This window comes from Pukyongiella litopenaei (genome assembly GCF_003008555.2).
Taxonomy (GTDB): Bacteria; Pseudomonadota; Alphaproteobacteria; order Rhodobacterales; family Rhodobacteraceae; genus Pukyongiella; species Pukyongiella litopenaei.
On the sequence record NZ_CP027665.1, the window covers coordinates 1,248,653 to 1,265,130 of the forward strand.

The window sequence follows — 16,478 nt, forward strand, 5'->3', positions numbered from 1 at the left end:
GAAATCCAGACCCGCCGGTTATCGCCATGGATGAGGACGCCTTGGAGGGAATGCCAAGAACAGCATCGTTTGCATCGATCACGATGAGCGGAAACAGGATAGAAGATGGGGCATGGAATGGCTGACCCTACGAGCGGAGCACTTCAGCACCGTGATAGCCGCACGGAATCGGCAAATCACCGGGATGACAGGCCCGGTATCTCTGTCATCGTCATGTGCGACGGCATGGCCGAGATGCTGGAGACGACGCTGCATTCCGTGTTGGCGCAGAACGTCCCGGCGTCGGTGGAAATTCTCATCTCCGACACTGGTGGAACCCCGGAATTTGCGGAACAGGTTCGGGCTTTGAAGCAGTTCCCGTGGTTTCGGGATCTGCGGGGCCTGGATAACGAAACCGAACCTGCGGCAATCGCGGGTCAAACCAGCGGTGATCGCCTGCTCTTCCTGAGGTCCGGAGACATCCTTCTGCCAGGCGCACTTCGCCAGATGTCCGGCTTCATGGACCGGTACGGCTTTGATGCCGTGATCGGAGCGTCGGGACGAATGACCATGTCAGGGAGCATGGACATCGATGCCGGAACTGAAATTCAGTTCGGCCTTCCGGTCGAGAATACGATTTCATTTCCGCGTGGCTCCGCTGCCCGCGTGGACAGATACCTGACGAATACATCGCATGGCCAGGTGAAGCTGTTTCGCAGGAACATGCTGCAACAATCTCACGTCGACCTGCGTGTCGGGATATTGCACGACTATGTCTGCGAGCGGGAAACAACGCGCACCCTGCCCGAACAGGTCGTATTGCCACGCACCCATTTGCAAAAAGCAACTAAAGAAACGGCTTCGACACAAACGCCCGGACAGAGCAGCGACAGGAAATCGATCTGGCTATTTGCTGAAAGGGGCGGGAATTCGGCGGAGGAAAACGGTTGGATATTCTTCAACTACTGCGTTGAGAATGCCCACCATGCCGATTGCTACTATGTCCTGAATGCCGGAGCGAAACGGCCGAATTGTGGCGCGCAGCTTGCCAGTCGTATCGTCACCAAGGGCAGCCCGGAATGGAGCATTCTGGTCGAGCAGGCTTCTCATCTTTTCTTCAACGATGCGGCCGCGGATATCCTTGCGTCGAACGATGATGTCGGAAGATATGAAGACAAGAAATACGTCTATCTGACCCACGGTGCCCTAGCCTTTTCTCCGGGGGTGTATCAGCGCAATCACAGATACTTCGATCTCATCACCTGCGCATCGCAGGAAGATATCCGGATCGCCAGTCCACACTGGGGCTACGACGTGTCCACCTTCCGGGTCACCGGACTGGCGCGATGGGATCGGCTGACCGAGTTTGCGCCCGACAAGAAAGAGGTTCTTTTGTCACTGACCTGGCGGAAGACGCTCAATACCAAAAGCTGGTCCGACAATGCACCTCTGGATGCGGAAAGCATCGCCCATTTCAAGTCCAGCCCATACTACCACGCCATCGTCAGACTGCTGCGATCCGAACGACTTCACCAAATTCTGCGTGACGCGGGCTTGCGGCTGAACATCGCGCTTCACTTCCGCGTCCGACCGCTTTTTGCCGAGGCGCTGGGCGACAATTCAGACATTTTCAGGGTCATCAATGACGACAGTGACGAAGAAAATCTTCAGGATCTCCTGAAAAATGCCGCCCTTCTGATCACCGATTATTCGAGCGTCATGTGGGATATGGCCCATATGAACAAGCCCGTGATCCTCTACCAGTTCGACAAGCTGGAAATGATGCGCGAAAGGGGCCTGGCGCAATTTGCGCAGCGCGAACCCGACCTGGCATTTGATCTCTGTTTTACCCAGGCCGAGGTGATCGATATGATCGAACGCGCTGTTGCGAACGGGTTTCAGGTGGATCCGTCGCGGCAGGAGCACCTGAAACGCTTTCTTCCCTACCGGGACACCGATAACTGCAAGCGCATCCTGAAAGCCGTTGAAGAGGCTAGTGACCCATCGATCAAATATCGTCACTTCGGCGATGCGCGGGAAGCGATCTTTGATGACCCGCCTCTGGACACGGCCTGCATCGACCGGGAAATCAATGGGAAATTCGTTTGCGCGGTTGTTAGCGACTATCTGGCCCATTGCCTGCCCGGGACCATAACCCGGTTGCACCCGGACAGCTGGGAAGAGACGCTGCGCGCGTCGCCTCCCGACACGTTTCTGGTCGAACCGAACCTCGATGGCAGGAGTCCCTGGGCCGAGATCTTCTTCGACCTGGATGCAACAGCGGCATTTCTCAGGAAAGCCAGGCAGCATTGCGCGGAAACTGGTACCCGGCTGATCGTCATCGACACCCCGTGCCACCCCGGTCATATCGAACTGCCCCAGGACGTGGATCGCATCGCAATTGGGTTTCGCCACACAGCAACCGAACCCGCGGTTGACATTTCGGTCATTATTCCGGTTTTCAACTCCGCCGAGTTCCTCGAAGACTGTCTGAATTCGATCATCGATCAGAAACTCGATGGAACCTTCGAGATCATCGCGATTGACGATGGCAGCACTGACAATTCCCTTGAAATCCTGAAGAGGTATGCCCGGGAGCACACCTTCATTCGTGTTTTCAGGCAACCGAATGCGAGGCAGGGAATTGCGCGCAATCATGGGATTCACGTCGCCGCTGGTCACTTCGTGACATTTCTCGATGCGGATGACCGCCTTGCCCCTGACGCCCTGGCCAACCTCTATCACACGGCGCTTGTGTTTGACGCTGATGTTTCCGTGGGGCTCCTGGGGTCGCACATCCTCAAGAGCGGCGCAGTGTATGTCAATCAGAGCTGCCATCACTACATGCGTTCGCCCGAAATTCTCGACGGGAATAGCTGGCGACCGATGCTCCAAGACAGCTCGGCAACGGCAAAGCTCATCAGGCGCAAGTTCCTGATCGACAATTCGATTTGCTTCAGCGGAAGCTATCACGAGGATGCGATTTTCACATCCCTTCTGTACTCCGATGCAGCCCGCATTTCGGTCTGCAAGAAAATTGTCTATGTCTACGTTGGCCGAGACACGATATCCGGCACGAAAACTTTTGATACAGCGAAACTGAAGCAGATACTGTTGGTTGGGAGCTTCATACTTGACGTGATGGGTGAAAAGGCCCTGCCGAAAGAGACGATCCACTTCAAGATGGAGCAATTTCTCAGAACCTATGATCGTTTCCTGTTCAAATTTTCTCAGCGGGGCGCAAGCGGCGACAGTCGATCAACTGATCCGTCGGTTTCTGACCTTTTCGTAGACAACGGCATTGCCGCAACTCTGCAGAGATTTCTGAAACATCTGCCGGATCAGCTCATCCTCACCTACGCGACGCATTTCGGCGCTGCGCTGCTGTTGCTGAAACATGGCCGCGGCGATCTTGCCCGGGCGCTTCTTGAAGGTGACAATCGGGATGGATTGGCGTTTCTCGAACAGGAAAACCTGGCGCAGGTGAGCGATTTCTCCCCCGGGTCCATGTCCTACAAGAAACGCAACACCTTCAACTACTATCAGCCCTGCCGGGTCAAAATTGTCGACCAGGACGAGATGGCGCGCCAGTGGGGAACCCAGGCCGACACCGGAACTGCGCTTTCTTCCGATTGGAAAGAAGAAAGCTTCCGTTTTCAGGTTGGCGACAAGATCATCACCGCAATTCAGAGCCCCGGCAAGCATACGCTGACGCTGCCGATAACATTGTACAGGCTGTACAAGAAAACGCAGAACAACCGGCGGGAAAAACGTTGAAGGCAAGCCGAAGACAGCACGACGGGCTTTATCTGACAAATGTGCATTGGGGATTCATCCCGTGAATCCAGCATTATAGCCGGACGTCATAAGCGGTTGGCCCCTGACCAAACACCAGACACGGACCCGGCCACCGGACAACACAGCGCAGTTCGCTGTCGAACCCTGGACCGGCAGAGCATTTCGGCACGATATCTCCCGAGAGGTCGGTTTGACCCAGAGATGATCTGGGGGCCTCCGCGAACAGAGGCTGCCCCTACTGTGGTGACAGATATGCGAACGACGCGGGCAACTATCCTGCTTGCGCCCGGGGCGCAGACCTGGACGTAGGTCGCAGCGCTACTGCGTCCATCTGAACTTGCCGGTCTGTTTGCCGTTCATGTCGTGAAACGTGCCTTTTCCGCCAGACCTGAACAGATAGACGACACCGAAGTCCTTGAAGACGACCTGCAGACTGTTCTTGGTCTTCGTCATCGGGTTGTTTGCCGGAGAGGTGTTGGTGTCCCGCAGGCACAGGCCGCTATTCGAACTGCAAGAAACGATCTCGGGGCTGTATGGCCCCCCATTCTTTGAATGCCAGTCCGATGTCACCGTAATTCGGGAGCCTGCCGCAATTTCCTGCGCCGCGGCCGGGGACATCGCGATCAACAGGAACATGACAGTTCCAGCAAGCATTTTTCCCATGGGAATTCCTTTCTCAAATCAGCATGGGTAACAGACGAGAGGCTGCGGGCGGCTGTCAAGTTTTCGGCCTTGATCGGCAACGCTCATGCCGTCCGGTCACGCCAGATCGGATCAACGCGGCATTGGCCGGGGTCGAAGCGCCGACCCGGATGGCGCACAAATTCGCGGGCGCGCAATCGGAGCTTTCTGTGCGGATGCGAACCGGCCTATACTCGGGCCATCATGGCAGACCCCGTCAACCTGAACCGATACCGCAAGGCCCGCGCCCGCCAGGAGGCCCGCGAACAGGCCGACCGGAATGCCGCCTTCCACGGGTTGAGCAAGGCCCGGAAGAAACGCGCGCGCGCCGAGGAGGACCTGAAGACCCGCCGCCATGAGGCCGGGCGGATCGAGCCGCCCGCGGGTGACACATGAACCGTCCCGTCAAGCGGTCGCTCACGCTCTCGGGTCATCGCACCAGCGTTTCGCTCGAAGACGAGTTCTGGCAGGCATTTCGCGACATCGCCCGCCAAGACGGCCTGCCGCTCAACGAACTGGCGGCGCGGATCGACACCGAGCGGGGCGCCGATACCGGGCTGGCCTCGGCGATCCGTGTCTTTGTCCTGAACCGCTACCGCAACCGCTGATCCCGGCTCTGGACAAAGCGCAAGGCTTGGCTTCACTGTCCGCCCATGGACTTGCACAGCACCTATCCCGGCGTGATGGACCTGAAATGGAAGGCCCGGAAACGCCTGCCGGCCTTTGTCTGGGAATATCTCGACAGCGGCACCGGGACTGAGGCCACCAAGGCCCGCAATCGCGCGGCGCTGGACCGGGTCGGGTTCCTGCCCGCCGTGTTGCACGGGGAATTCACGCCCGATCTGTCCACCCGGTTGTTCGGAAAGGCGTTTCCCCTGCCCTTCGGCATCGCTCCGGTGGGCATGTCGGGGCTGATCTGGCCGGGCGCTGAGAACACCCTGGCCCGGGCCGCCGCCAGCGCCGGCATCCCCTATTCCCTCTCGACCGTGGCCAGCCAGACGCCCGAGGACGTGGCGCCGAGCCTCGGCGATCACGGCTGGTTCCAACTCTACCCGCCGCGGGACGAGGAAATCCGCCGCGACATGCTGAACCGCGCCCGCGCGGCGGGGTTCGACACGCTGGTGGTGACGGTCGACGTGCCGGTCGCCTCGCGCCGGGAACGGCAGACGCGGTCGGGCCTGACGCAGCCGCCGCGGCTGACCCCGCGCCTGCTGGCGCAGGTGGCGCGGCGCCCGGCCTGGGCGCTGGCGGTCGCCCGCGCCGGCATGCCACGGATGCGCATATTCGATCCCTATGTGAGCGGGGCGCGGCAGAACCTGCCATCGACCGCCCATATCGGATACCTGCTGCGCACCGCGCCCGACCGCGACTATATCGCCTGGCTGCGCGACAACTGGCAGGGTCCGCTGGTGGTCAAGGGCGTGCTGCGCGCCGAGGATGCCCGGATGCTGGAGGATCTGGGCGCCGATGCGGTCTGGGTGTCCAACCATGCCGGGCGCCAGTTCGACGGCGCGCCGGGCGCGATCGAGGTGCTGGCCGACATCCGCGCCGCCACCACCGTGCCGCTGATCTTCGACAGCGGGATCGAGGGCGGGCTGGATATCCTGCGCGCGCTGGCGACCGGTGCGGATTTCGTGATGCTGGGCCGGGCGTTCCATTTCGCCGTCGCGGCCCTGGGCGAGGCCGGGCCCGGGCATCTGGTCGACATGCTGGCCCGGGACATGGCCGCGAATATGGGGCAACTGGGCGTGCGCCGGCTCGCGGAGCTGCCCGCGCCGATCCAGCTCGCCGCCGCACCCTGACATCACTGTGTCGCGGCACGCGATGCTGCAACGCCGCAACCCACCCGTCCGCCGCCGTTTACGCGCCGGAAAAAGCATCTTAGAAACACAGCATTCCTGCACGCCCGGAGGCGACCGATGACCGAGTTCCGCAAGATCCTGATAGCCAACCGGGGCGAGATCGCCATTCGCATCATGCGCGCGGCGAACGAGATGGGCAAACGCACGGTTGCGGTCTATGCGGAAGAGGACAAGCTGGGCCTGCACCGGTTCAAGGCGGACGAGGCCTATCGCATCGGCGAAGGGCTGGGACCGGTCGCCGCCTACCTGTCGATCGAGGAAATGATCCGGGTCGCCCGCGAAAGCGGCGCGGACGCGATCCATCCCGGCTATGGCCTGCTGTCCGAGAACCCCGATTTCGTCGATGCCTGCACCGCCGCGGGGCTGACCTTCATCGGTCCGAGGGCCGAAACCATGCGCGCGCTCGGCGACAAGGCCAGCGCGCGGCGGGTGGCGATCGAGGCCGGCGTGCCGGTGATCCCGGCGACGGAGGTTCTCGGCGACGATTTCGACGCCATCGGCCAGGAGGCCGCGGAAATCGGCTATCCGTTGATGCTCAAGGCATCATGGGGCGGAGGCGGGCGCGGCATGCGCCCGATCCACGGCCCCGACGAGTTGGCCGAAAAGGTGCTCGAAGGCCGCCGCGAGGCCGAGGCCGCCTTTGGCAACGGCGAAGGCTACCTGGAAAAAATGATCACCCGCGCCCGCCATGTCGAGGTGCAGATCCTCGGCGACAAACACGGGCAGATCTATCATCTCTATGAACGCGACTGCTCGGTGCAGCGGCGCAACCAGAAGGTGGTGGAACGCGCCCCGGCGCCCTACCTGGGCGACGACCAGCGGGCCGAGATCTGCGATCTCGGCCGCCGGATCTGCGCCCATGTGAACTATGAATGCGCGGGCACGGTCGAGTTCCTGATGGATATGGAAACCGGCAATTTCTATTTCATCGAGGTGAACCCCCGCGTGCAGGTCGAACATACCGTCACCGAGGAAGTGACCGGGATCGACATCGTGCGGGCGCAGATCCTGATCGCCGAGGGCAAGACCATCGCCGAGGCGACCGGCAAGGCGGCGCAGGACGATATCCGCCTCAATGGCCATGCGCTGCAGACCCGCGTCACCACCGAGGACCCGCAGAACAACTTCATCCCCGATTACGGCCGCCTGACCGCCTATCGCAGCGCCACCGGCATGGGCATCCGGCTCGACGGCGGCACGGCCTATGCGGGCGGGGTGATCACGCGCTACTATGACAGCCTGCTGACCAAGGTCACAGCCTGGGCGCCGACGCCCGAGATGGCGATCGCGCGGATGGACCGCGCGCTGCGCGAGTTCCGCATTCGCGGCGTGTCCACCAACATCGCCTTTGTCGAGAATCTGCTGAAACACCCCACCTTCCTGTCCAACGACTATACCACGCGGTTCATCGACGAGACGCCCGAGCTCTTTTCCTTCAAGCAGCGGCGCGACCGCGGCACCAAGGTGCTGACCTATATCGCGGACATCACCGTGAACGGGCATCCCGAAACCCGAGACCGGCCGCAGCCGCGGCCCGACCTGAAACCGCCGCGCCCGCCGGTAGGATGGGTTTCAAACCCATCCTACGGGACCCGGAACCTTCTGGAACAGAAGGGTCCGCAGGCGGTGGCGGACTGGATGAAGGCGCAGAAACAGGTGCTGATCACCGACACCACCATGCGCGACGGGCACCAGTCGCTGCTGGCCACGCGGATGCGGTCGATCGACATGATCCGGGTCGCGCCGGCCTATGCGGCCAACCTGCCGCAACTGTTCAGCGTCGAATGCTGGGGCGGCGCCACTTTCGACGTGGCCTATCGGTTCCTGCAGGAATGCCCCTGGCAACGGCTGCGGGACCTGCGCGAGGCGATGCCGAACCTGATGACACAGATGCTGCTGCGCGGCTCGAACGGCGTCGGCTACACCAATTATCCCGACAACGTGGTGCGGGAATTCGTCCGCCAGGCCGCCGCCAGCGGCGTCGACGTATTCCGCGTCTTCGACAGCCTGAACTGGGTCGAGAACATGCGCGTCGCGATGGATGCGGTGATCGAACAGAACAAGGTCTGCGAAGGCACCGTGTGCTATACCGGCGACATCCTCGACCCGGACCGGGCCAAGTATGACCTGAAATACTATGTCGGCATGGGCCGCGACCTGCGCGACGCGGGCGCGCATGTGCTGGGGCTCAAGGACATGGCCGGGCTGCTGAAACCGGCCGCGGCCAGGGTGCTGATCCGGGCGCTGAAGGAAGAGGTCGGCCTGCCGATTCATTTCCACACCCATGACACCGCCGGCGTGGCCTGCGCCACCATCCTCGCCGCCGCCGATGCCGGCGTGGACGCGGTCGACTGCGCCATGGACGCGCTGTCGGGCAACACGTCGCAGGCGACGCTGGGCACGGTTGTCGAGGCCCTGCGCCACACCGACCGCGATACCGGGCTCGACATCGCCGCGATCCGCGAGTTGTCGGACTATTGGGAAGCCGTGCGCGGACAGTATGCCGCCTTTGAAAGCGGCCTGCAGGCCCCGACTTCCGAGGTCTACCTGCACGAGATGCCGGGCGGGCAGTTCACCAATCTCAAGGCCCAGGCCCGCAGCCTCGGGCTCGAGGAGCGCTGGCACGAGGTGGCGCAGATGTATGCGGATGTGAACCGGATGTTCGGCGATATCGTCAAGGTCACGCCGTCCTCCAAGGTGGTGGGCGACATGGCGCTGATGATGGTCAGCCAGGGCCTGACCCGCGCCGAGGTCGAGGACCCGGCCACCGAGCTCGCCTTTCCAGACTCGGTGGTGGACATGCTGCGCGGCAATCTCGGCCAGCCGCCGGGCGGATTTCCCGACACGATCATGCGCAAGGTGCTCAAGGACGAGGCGCCCAACACCGAACGTCCGGGCGGGCACCTCGAACCGGTGGATCTGGAAGCGGTGCGCACGCAGCTCAGCGCGGAACTGGAAGGCATGGCCGTCGATGACGAGGATCTCAACGGCTACCTGATGTATCCCAAGGTGTTCCTCGACTACATGGGCCGGCACCGGCAATACGGCCCGGTGCGCACGTTGCCCACGCGCAATTTCTTCTACGGGATGGAACCGGGCGAGGAAATCAGCGCCGAGATCGACCCCGGCAAGACGCTGGAGATCCGCCTGCAGGCCGTCAGCGACACCGACGAGAACGGCGAAGTGCGGGTGTTCTTCGAACTCAACGGCCAGCCGCGGGTGATCCGGGTGCCGAACCGGATGGTGAAATCCTCGACCATCCGGCGCGCCAAGGCGGAACCGGGAAACGCCGCCCATGTCGGCGCGCCGATGCCCGGCGTCGTCGCCACCGTGGCGGTCAAGCCGGGCCAGAAGGTCACGGCTGGCGATCTTCTGCTGACCATCGAGGCGATGAAGATGGAAACCGGCATCCATGCCGAACGCGACGCGGTGGTTGCGGCGGTGCATGTGCAGCCCGGCGGCCAGATCGACGCCAAGGACCTGCTGGTCGAACTCGAATAGCCACCCGGCCACGGCGCGGCGCAGACGACAACATCCGGGGCCTCCCCGAGCCCCGGTTGCCCGGTGGCCTCCGGGGCGTGCCGGCAGCGCGCGAAACCGGTGCGAAGAATTTTGTCGCAGGCTCCATTTTCCTCTTGCAGCGCCCTGCCGGACTTTATATCTGACGCCTCACCCACGGACGCGGGCGTAGCTCAGGGGTAGAGCACAACCTTGCCAAGGTTGGGGTCGTGAGTTCGAATCTCATCGCCCGCTCCAGATTTTACCGAACAACCGACGGAAATGCCGGGCGTTGGCCGTCCGGCCCGCCGCGCACGCGGCCTGTCCCGCGGCGTGGTTCGGGCCGGGAAAGGGGCTAGAACACCTTGAAGGTCATGGTGGTCAGCGACCGTTCGATCCCGTCGATATCCAGCAGGTGATCGTTGATGAACTTGCCCACGTCCTCGCCCTCGGGAATGTACATCTTCATCAGCAGGTCATACTCGCCGCTGGTCGAATAGAGCTCGGAGTGGATCTCGCGCAGCGCGATGGCTTCGGCCACACGATAGGTCGAGCCGGGTCTGCAGCGGATCTGGATGAAGACACAGGTGGTCATGGGCCTGCCTTGAGCGAAGGGTCTGGCCGCAGGCTGGCATGGGCGCGTTGCGGGTGCAATCCCCCGCGTGGACCAGCGGCCACATCCGGCGCCGATCGGTTCATGCCATCTTGGAACCCGCCGCGCGCGCGCCTATAAGCCCAGCGGAACCGATGAGGAGGCCCGCGATGCGCAAGGCCGGGATCACCCGCAAGACCGCGGAAACCGATATCAGCGTGACCGTCGATCTCGATGGCACCGGTGCCTATGACAACCGCACCGGGGTCGGGTTCTTCGATCACATGCTGGACCAGCTGGCGCGTCATTCCCTGATCGACATGACCGTTCGCGCCACCGGCGACCTGCATATCGACGATCACCACACGGTCGAGGACACCGGCATCGCACTGGGCCAGGCGCTGGCGCAGGCACTGGGCGACAAGCGCGGCATCCGCCGCTACGGGGCCTGCCTGCTGCCGATGGACGATGCGCTGCTGCGCACGGCGCTGGACCTGTCCGGGCGGCCCTACCTGGTCTGGAACGTCGATCTGCCCACGGCCAGGATCGGCACCTTCGACACCGAACTGGTGCGCGAGTTTTTCCAGGCCTTCAGCACCCATGGCGGCATCACGCTGCATGTGGACCGGCTGCACGGGATCAACAGCCACCATATCGCCGAGGCGGCGTTCAAATCCGTCGCCCGCGCCCTGCGCGAGGCGGTCGAACCCGACCCGCGCCGCTCCGACGCGGTGCCATCGACCAAGGGCGCGCTCTAGCGGCGCCCGCGCGGTCCCGCGACCAACGACCGGGATGTTTCAGGGATCGGACCCATGCTGACGGCGATCATCGACTACGAGAGCGGCAACCTGCATTCGGCGGAAAAGGCGTTCCAGCGCATGGCGCACGAGATCGGAGCGGGCGAGGTGATCGTCACCTCCGACCCCGACAGGGTGGCCGTTGCCGACCGCCTGGTGCTGCCCGGCGACGGGGCCTTTCCCGCCTGCGCGGCGGCGCTGAAGGGGCGTTCGGGGCTCTACGAGGCCCTGCGCGAGGCGGTGGAAACCCGCGCGCGCCCCTTTCTCGGCATCTGCGTGGGCATGCAGCTGATGGCCACGCGGGGCCATGAATACGAGGAAACCGACGGGCTGGGCTGGATCGGCGGCGACGTGGTCAGGATCACGCCCGGCGATCCGGCGCTGAAAGTGCCGCATATGGGCTGGAACGACCTGGTGCTCGACCACCCGCACCCCGTGCTCGACGGCATCTCGACCGGCGATCACGCCTATTTCGTGCATTCCTATCATTTCCGCGCAACCGACCCGCGGCAGCGGCTGGCGCATGTGGATTTCGGCGGCGCGGTCACCGCGATGATCGGGCGCGACACCATGATCGGGATGCAGTTCCACCCGGAAAAAAGCCAAGCCACGGGCCTGCGCATGATCGGGAACTTCCTGCGCTGGACGCCCTGAGCGGCTATTTCACCCGGCGCCAGCTCTGCGCCAGGCAGATCGGCCCGGCACAGCCCGACACCCGTGCCCGGTTGCCGCTGATCTGCATCACGCCGGGCACGGTGCGATCGTAGAGCGGCACATAGGCCTGCCCTTCCCAGCGTCCGCCGCCCACCGGGCGCATGTCCCAGAACACCCGCCGGCCCAGATTTGGCGTGCTGACCCGACGACCGTCGCGATCATAGGTGCGCGCGATCACGCCACAGGTCCCCGCACCGCAGGGCGCGGCGACGATATGCGCGAAGATGCCGTTGGCATCGGGCGGGGTCTGCCAGGTGCCGACAGGAGATTCCGCGCCGGCATACGCGGCAAATCCCGCGGTCAGAACCGCAACGAGAATGCACCTGGTCCGCTCGTGCTGCACCGGCATCCCTCCGTTCGAGGACACGGGTGTGGCGCGCCTGTTCGCCGCCCGGCGCGCGAAAGGCCGGACGAGTGTACACCCGACCGGCCCGAATCACCAAATCGCCAAAAACGCGGCGCCGCGGGTTCTACTGCACCCGGCTCCAGGTCTGCTTGGAACATAACAGCCCGCCCGCGATGCAACCCCGCAGCGCCAGCGCGTTTCCGTTCAGCTTCATCTTGCCGATATAGATCTTGTCGTTCGACGGCCGCCAGACCTTGCCCGCATAGCTGCCATCGCCGTTCGGCACCATGTCGATCACCAGCGTCTTGCCGATATTGGGCGATGTGTATTCGCCCTCCGCGTTGAAGGTGCGGGCGATGGTGCCGCAGATCGCGCTGCCGCAGGGGGCCATGGCGATATGCGCGTATGACCCGTCATCCACCTGCGTCTGCCAGGTGCCCTCGACCGGATCGGCCAGCGCCGCCCCGGCCAGACCCAGCGCCGCGACCGCGCCCAGAACGAATGTCTTCATGCCATCTCTCCCTCGTCTCGCCGCCAGTCTGCCGCGCCGCCGCCCGGTCAGGCAAGGCTAACCTCGGGTCGCGTTGCATTCCCCGGCCCGGCCATGCCATATCGCGCCGACCGACACAGGAAAGGCCGCCGCGATGATCCTCTACCCCGCAATCGACCTCAAGGACGGGCAGGCCGTGCGCCTGCTGCGTGGCGAAATGGACAAGGCAACGGTGTTCAACGACGACCCCGCCGCGCAGGCCCGCTCCTTTGTCGACGCGGGCTGTGCGTGGCTGCACCTGGTGGACCTCAATGGCGCCTTTGCGGGCGAACCGGTGAACGCCGCGGCGGTCGAGGCGATCCTGTCCGGCTGCAAGGTGCCCGCGCAGCTGGGCGGCGGCATCCGCAACATGGCCACGATCGAAACCTGGCTGGACAAGGGGCTGGCACGGGTGATCCTGGGCACGGTGGCGGTGGAACGGCCCGAGCTGGTCCGCGAAGCGGCCCGCGCCTTTCCCGGCCGGGTGGCAGTGGGCATCGACGCGCGCGGCGGCCGCGTCGCGACGCGCGGCTGGGCCGAGGAAACCGACGTGGACGCCACCGACCTCGCCCGCCGGTACGAGGACGCGGGCGTGGCCGCGATCATCTACACCGATATCGACCGCGACGGGGCGATGCAGGGCCCGAATATCGCCGCCACCGCCGCGCTGGCCCGCGCGGTGCAGATCCCTGTAATTGCCTCGGGCGGCGTGTCGTCGCTCGAGGACCTGATCGCGCTGCGGGATTGCGGCGTCACGCTGGACGGCGCGATCTCCGGCCGGGCGCTCTATGACGGGGCGCTGGACCTGCGGGCGGCGCTGGAAACCCTGCGCGGCTGAGCCTACTCGGCCGCCTTGGCGGTCAGCTTCTCCAGCGCCCCCCGCATCTTGCCGATCACCGGATGAACGTCATCGACCTCCAGATCGTCGAGCGTTTCTTCCGGATCCTCATAGATCAGCCAGACCTGACCGTCCTTGTCGGCATAGGCCAACACCTTGAGCGGCAGGAACAACCCGGCAATCGGATCGGCACTCATCACCGGCGCTCCCATCTTCGGATTGCCGAATATCAACAGTTGCACATCCCCCAGATCTATATCCACCGTCCTGGCTCCGGCGCCGTGGTCGATGCGCGCGAACACCGTCGCGCCGGCGCCTTCCACTGCCGTCTGCAATGCATCCATCGCCGCAGTGACCGATTTTCCGGTCTTGACCCGAACCAGATCGTCGGCCATGGCCTGCCCCGCCCCGATCACCGCGAGTGCTGCCGCCAGGATGATGTGATGTCGCATGTCTGTCCCTTTCTGTCGCGTCTTGCACCCATGTCGCCACGATGCGTCGCGATGGTCCAGCCGCATCTCTGGTATCCGCGCGGATTTGCCGCTAGGAACCGGGGTAAAAAGGATCGAACATGCTCAAGACCCGCATCATACCCTGTCTCGACGTGGCCGATGGCCGGGTGGTCAAGGGGGTGAATTTCGTCGATCTCGTCGATGCGGGCGACCCGGTGGAATCGGCCCGCGCCTATGATGCGGCAGGCGCGGACGAATTGTGTTTTCTCGATATCCACGCCACCCACGAAAACCGCGGCACCATGTTCGACGTGGTCCGGCGCACCGCCGAACATTGCTATATCCCGCTGACCGTCGGCGGCGGCGTGCGCAGCCACGGGGATGTGCGCGACCTGTTGCTGGCAGGCGCCGACAAGGTCAGCTTCAACTCGGCCGCCGTGGCCGATCCGGACGTGGTGGCCGAGGCCGCCGACCGGTTCGGCAGCCAGTGCATCGTCGTCGCCATCGACGCCAAGACGGTCGAGCCGGGCCGGTGGGAAATCTTCACCCATGGCGGCCGCCGCCCCACCGGCATCGACGCTGTCGAATTCGCCCGCACCGTGGTGGCCAGGGGGGCCGGGGAAATCCTGCTGACCTCGATGGATCGCGACGGCACCCGCGCCGGGTTCAACCTGCCGCTCACCCGCGCGATCTCGGACGCGGTGCCGGTCCCGGTGATCGCCTCGGGCGGCGTCGGCACGCTCGATCACCTGGTCGAGGGCGTGACCCAGGGCGGCGCCAGCGCGGTGCTGGCCGCGTCGATCTTCCATTTCGGCGAATTCACGATCCGCCAGGCCAAGCAACACATGGCGGCGGCGGGCATCCCCGTGCGGCTGAACTGAAAGGACCGGCGATGAGCCTTCTGCACCAACTGGCCGCCACCATCGAGGCCCGCAAGACCGCCGATCCCGACAGCAGCTGGACCGCGAAACTGCTGGCCAAGGGCCCCGAGAAGGCCGCCGAGAAATTCGGCGAGGAAGCCGTCGAAGCGATCATCGAGGCGGTAAAGGGCGACCGCGACCGGCTGGCCGCCGAAGCGGCCGACGTGCTCTATCACCTGCTGGTCATGCTGGCCGCGCGCGACGTGACGCTCGACGAGGTGCTGGCCGAACTGGCGCGGCGCCAGGGCACCAGCGGGATTGCCGAAAAGGCAGCGCGCCGGGACTGACACGCACGGGTCACAGCTTCGACGAGATGACCCCGGTGTTGAAGCCGCCCATGCGCAATTCGCCGAACAGGCGCTGGTATTCCATTTTCGGACACAGGTTCTGGATCACGTCGATCCCGCGGGCCTCGGCCATCGCGGCGGCCCCGGCATTCCTGACACCGATCTGCATCCATACGGTTTTCAGATGCGGCAGCGTGTCCAGCGCTTCCTCGACGATCGGCGGCACCGCCTCGGAACGGCGGAAGATATCGACCATGTCCACCGGCGCGTCGATCTCGCCCAGCGATCCCGCAACCCGTTCCCCATAGAGCCGTTCGCCCGCGTGGCCGGGATTGACCGGGATCACCCGATAGCCGCGCAGCCCGAGATAGCGGGCCACATAATTGCTGGGCCGCACCGGGTTCAGCGAAACGCCGACCACGGCGATGACCTTGGTGCGCGTCAGGATCTGTTTGAGATATGCGTCGGAATATGCCGCCATGCCCGGTCCCCCCGTTTTGTCCTGTTTCATAAAAATGCGCCCAGAAATCAATCTCTGGGCGCAAGGCACGGAACGAGGGACAGTATTAAATCCGCGAGGGTTCCGGCCCCGCGGACAAAACTGAGATAGGTATGCCACCCGGGTAAATCATCCCTTGTCGAGAAATCGTGATCACAAAGCCGGACACGGCCGGCCGGCGCGGCCTAATTCCGCCGCACCGTCGGCCAGTGTTCACGCGCACGCGCCACGTTGCCGGCGATGTCGCGCATCCAGCGGTCACGCAGATCGAGATCGTGGATCAGGTAGAGCCGCCCGTCCTGGATCCACCACGCCAGCGGGTTGGTCATGCTTTTCCGGCCCCGTGACATGGCATAGGCGCAGAACCCGCCGAACTGCGGCGCGTAGGCGCGCGGGTCGGCCTCGAATGCATCGCGGTTCTCGGCGCTGGCGAACAGCCAGGTCACGCGCTTCCAGGTAAGGCTGTATTCGGCCCGCCCCCTGCGCGGCGCATCATCACGGAAATAGCTGACCGGATCGTAACCCGAAATGGCGGTTCCGCCCTCCGCATAATAGAGCGCGACCTCGGCCCGCGCGACCTGCCAGCCGCCCGCGATCAGCATCAGGGCGGCAAGCAGAACGGGAACGAGGCGGCGTGGCGACATGGGATCAGGTCAGCGGGTTCGGTCGGCGGAACGGGGTTCAGA

The 16,478-nt window shown here is 64.0% G+C and carries 17 protein-coding genes and 1 tRNA gene; 11 read left to right on the forward strand and 7 right to left on the reverse strand.

The features are described from left to right. Positions 1 to 117 precede the first annotated feature (117 nt). Positions 118 to 3,756, forward strand: coding sequence for a glycosyltransferase (locus C6Y53_RS06235; RefSeq protein WP_211299476.1), 3,639 nt, complete (start codon positions 118 to 120; stop codon positions 3,754 to 3,756). Positions 3,757 to 4,095: 339 nt separating this feature from the next. Here the strand turns inward: C6Y53_RS06235 and C6Y53_RS06240 are convergent, their stop codons facing one another. Next, positions 4,096 to 4,440, reverse strand: coding sequence for a hypothetical protein (locus C6Y53_RS06240; protein ID WP_149615467.1), 345 nt, complete (start codon positions 4,438 to 4,440; stop codon positions 4,096 to 4,098). A 222-nt stretch (positions 4,441 to 4,662) separates the two neighbouring features. On the opposite strand from C6Y53_RS06240, the gene C6Y53_RS06245 reads away from it, so the two are divergent. The 5 genes from C6Y53_RS06245 (at position 4,663) to C6Y53_RS06265 (ending at position 10,076) form a co-directional block, all read left to right on the forward strand. Next, entirely contained in the window at positions 4,663 to 4,854 is a 192-nt protein-coding gene (locus tag C6Y53_RS06245) for a DUF4169 family protein (protein WP_106471654.1), read from the forward strand. After that, positions 4,851 to 5,066 carry a ribbon-helix-helix domain-containing protein gene (locus C6Y53_RS06250; RefSeq protein WP_106471655.1) on the forward strand — a complete coding sequence of 72 codons (216 nt, stop codon included), beginning with the start codon at positions 4,851 to 4,853 and terminating at the stop codon, positions 5,064 to 5,066. The genes C6Y53_RS06245 and C6Y53_RS06250 overlap by 4 nt, the downstream gene beginning before the upstream one ends. Positions 5,067 to 5,111: 45 nt before the next feature. After that, entirely contained in the window at positions 5,112 to 6,260 is a 1,149-nt protein-coding gene (locus C6Y53_RS06255; RefSeq protein ID WP_106471656.1) for an alpha-hydroxy acid oxidase, read from the forward strand. Positions 6,261 to 6,377: 117 nt separating this feature from the next. Then, a complete protein-coding gene (locus C6Y53_RS06260) occupies positions 6,378 to 9,821 on the forward strand; it encodes a pyruvate carboxylase (RefSeq protein WP_106471657.1) in 3,444 nt (1,147 codons plus the stop codon). A gap of 180 nt (positions 9,822 to 10,001) precedes the next feature. Then, positions 10,002 to 10,076 (forward strand) — tRNA-Gly (locus C6Y53_RS06265). Between the two features lie 97 nt (positions 10,077 to 10,173). Here C6Y53_RS06265 and C6Y53_RS06270 read toward each other — a convergent pair. Beyond that, entirely contained in the window at positions 10,174 to 10,413 is a 240-nt protein-coding gene (locus tag C6Y53_RS06270) for an Lrp/AsnC family transcriptional regulator (RefSeq protein WP_106471658.1), read from the reverse strand. Between the two features lie 167 nt (positions 10,414 to 10,580). Between C6Y53_RS06270 and hisB the strand changes: the two genes are divergently transcribed. Next, the gene (gene hisB, locus C6Y53_RS06275) at positions 10,581 to 11,168 is read left to right on the forward strand and encodes an imidazoleglycerol-phosphate dehydratase HisB (protein ID WP_106471659.1); all 588 of its coding nucleotides are present in this window, start codon (positions 10,581 to 10,583) and stop codon (positions 11,166 to 11,168) included. A 54-nt stretch (positions 11,169 to 11,222) separates the two neighbouring features. Next, a complete protein-coding gene (hisH, locus tag C6Y53_RS06280; protein ID WP_106471660.1) occupies positions 11,223 to 11,861 on the forward strand; it encodes an imidazole glycerol phosphate synthase subunit HisH in 639 nt (212 codons plus the stop codon). Positions 11,862 to 11,865: 4 nt separating this feature from the next. On the opposite strand, the gene C6Y53_RS06285 is transcribed toward hisH, so the two are convergent. Then, positions 11,866 to 12,288, reverse strand: a complete 423-nt coding sequence (locus C6Y53_RS06285; protein WP_149615468.1) for a DUF2147 domain-containing protein — start codon at positions 12,286 to 12,288, stop codon at positions 11,866 to 11,868. Positions 12,289 to 12,391: 103 nt separating this feature from the next. Then, positions 12,392 to 12,778: a DUF2147 domain-containing protein gene (locus C6Y53_RS06290; protein WP_106471662.1), complete on the reverse strand. Its 387-nt coding sequence runs from the start codon at positions 12,776 to 12,778 to the stop codon at positions 12,392 to 12,394. Between the two features lie 133 nt (positions 12,779 to 12,911). On the opposite strand from C6Y53_RS06290, the gene hisA reads away from it, so the two are divergent. Continuing rightward, positions 12,912 to 13,634, forward strand: a complete 723-nt coding sequence (gene hisA, locus C6Y53_RS06295; protein ID WP_106471663.1) for a 1-(5-phosphoribosyl)-5-[(5-phosphoribosylamino)methylideneamino]imidazole-4-carboxamide isomerase — start codon at positions 12,912 to 12,914, stop codon at positions 13,632 to 13,634. A 2-nt stretch (positions 13,635 to 13,636) separates the two neighbouring features. Here the strand turns inward: hisA and C6Y53_RS06300 are convergent, their stop codons facing one another. Then, complete coding sequence (locus C6Y53_RS06300; protein WP_342212775.1) at positions 13,637 to 14,152, reverse strand: DUF302 domain-containing protein; 516 nt, start codon at positions 14,150 to 14,152, stop codon at positions 13,637 to 13,639. Positions 14,153 to 14,205: 53 nt separating this feature from the next. Between C6Y53_RS06300 and hisF the strand changes: the two genes are divergently transcribed. Then, complete coding sequence (hisF, locus tag C6Y53_RS06305) at positions 14,206 to 14,967, forward strand: imidazole glycerol phosphate synthase subunit HisF (RefSeq protein ID WP_106471665.1); 762 nt, start codon at positions 14,206 to 14,208, stop codon at positions 14,965 to 14,967. A gap of 11 nt (positions 14,968 to 14,978) precedes the next feature. Beyond that, the gene (locus C6Y53_RS06310) at positions 14,979 to 15,293 is read left to right on the forward strand and encodes a phosphoribosyl-ATP diphosphatase (protein WP_106471666.1); all 315 of its coding nucleotides are present in this window, start codon (positions 14,979 to 14,981) and stop codon (positions 15,291 to 15,293) included. Positions 15,294 to 15,303: 10 nt separating this feature from the next. Here the strand turns inward: C6Y53_RS06310 and C6Y53_RS06315 are convergent, their stop codons facing one another. Together C6Y53_RS06315 and C6Y53_RS06320 are read right to left on the reverse strand one after the other, a co-directional pair. Next, entirely contained in the window at positions 15,304 to 15,774 is a 471-nt protein-coding gene (locus C6Y53_RS06315; protein WP_106473978.1) for a CoA-binding protein, read from the reverse strand. Between the two features lie 203 nt (positions 15,775 to 15,977). Beyond that, positions 15,978 to 16,436 (reverse strand): YHS domain-containing (seleno)protein, encoded by a 459-nt coding sequence (locus tag C6Y53_RS06320; protein WP_244614952.1) that lies wholly within the window; start codon positions 16,434 to 16,436, stop codon positions 15,978 to 15,980. Positions 16,437 to 16,478: the final 42 nt, after the last annotated feature.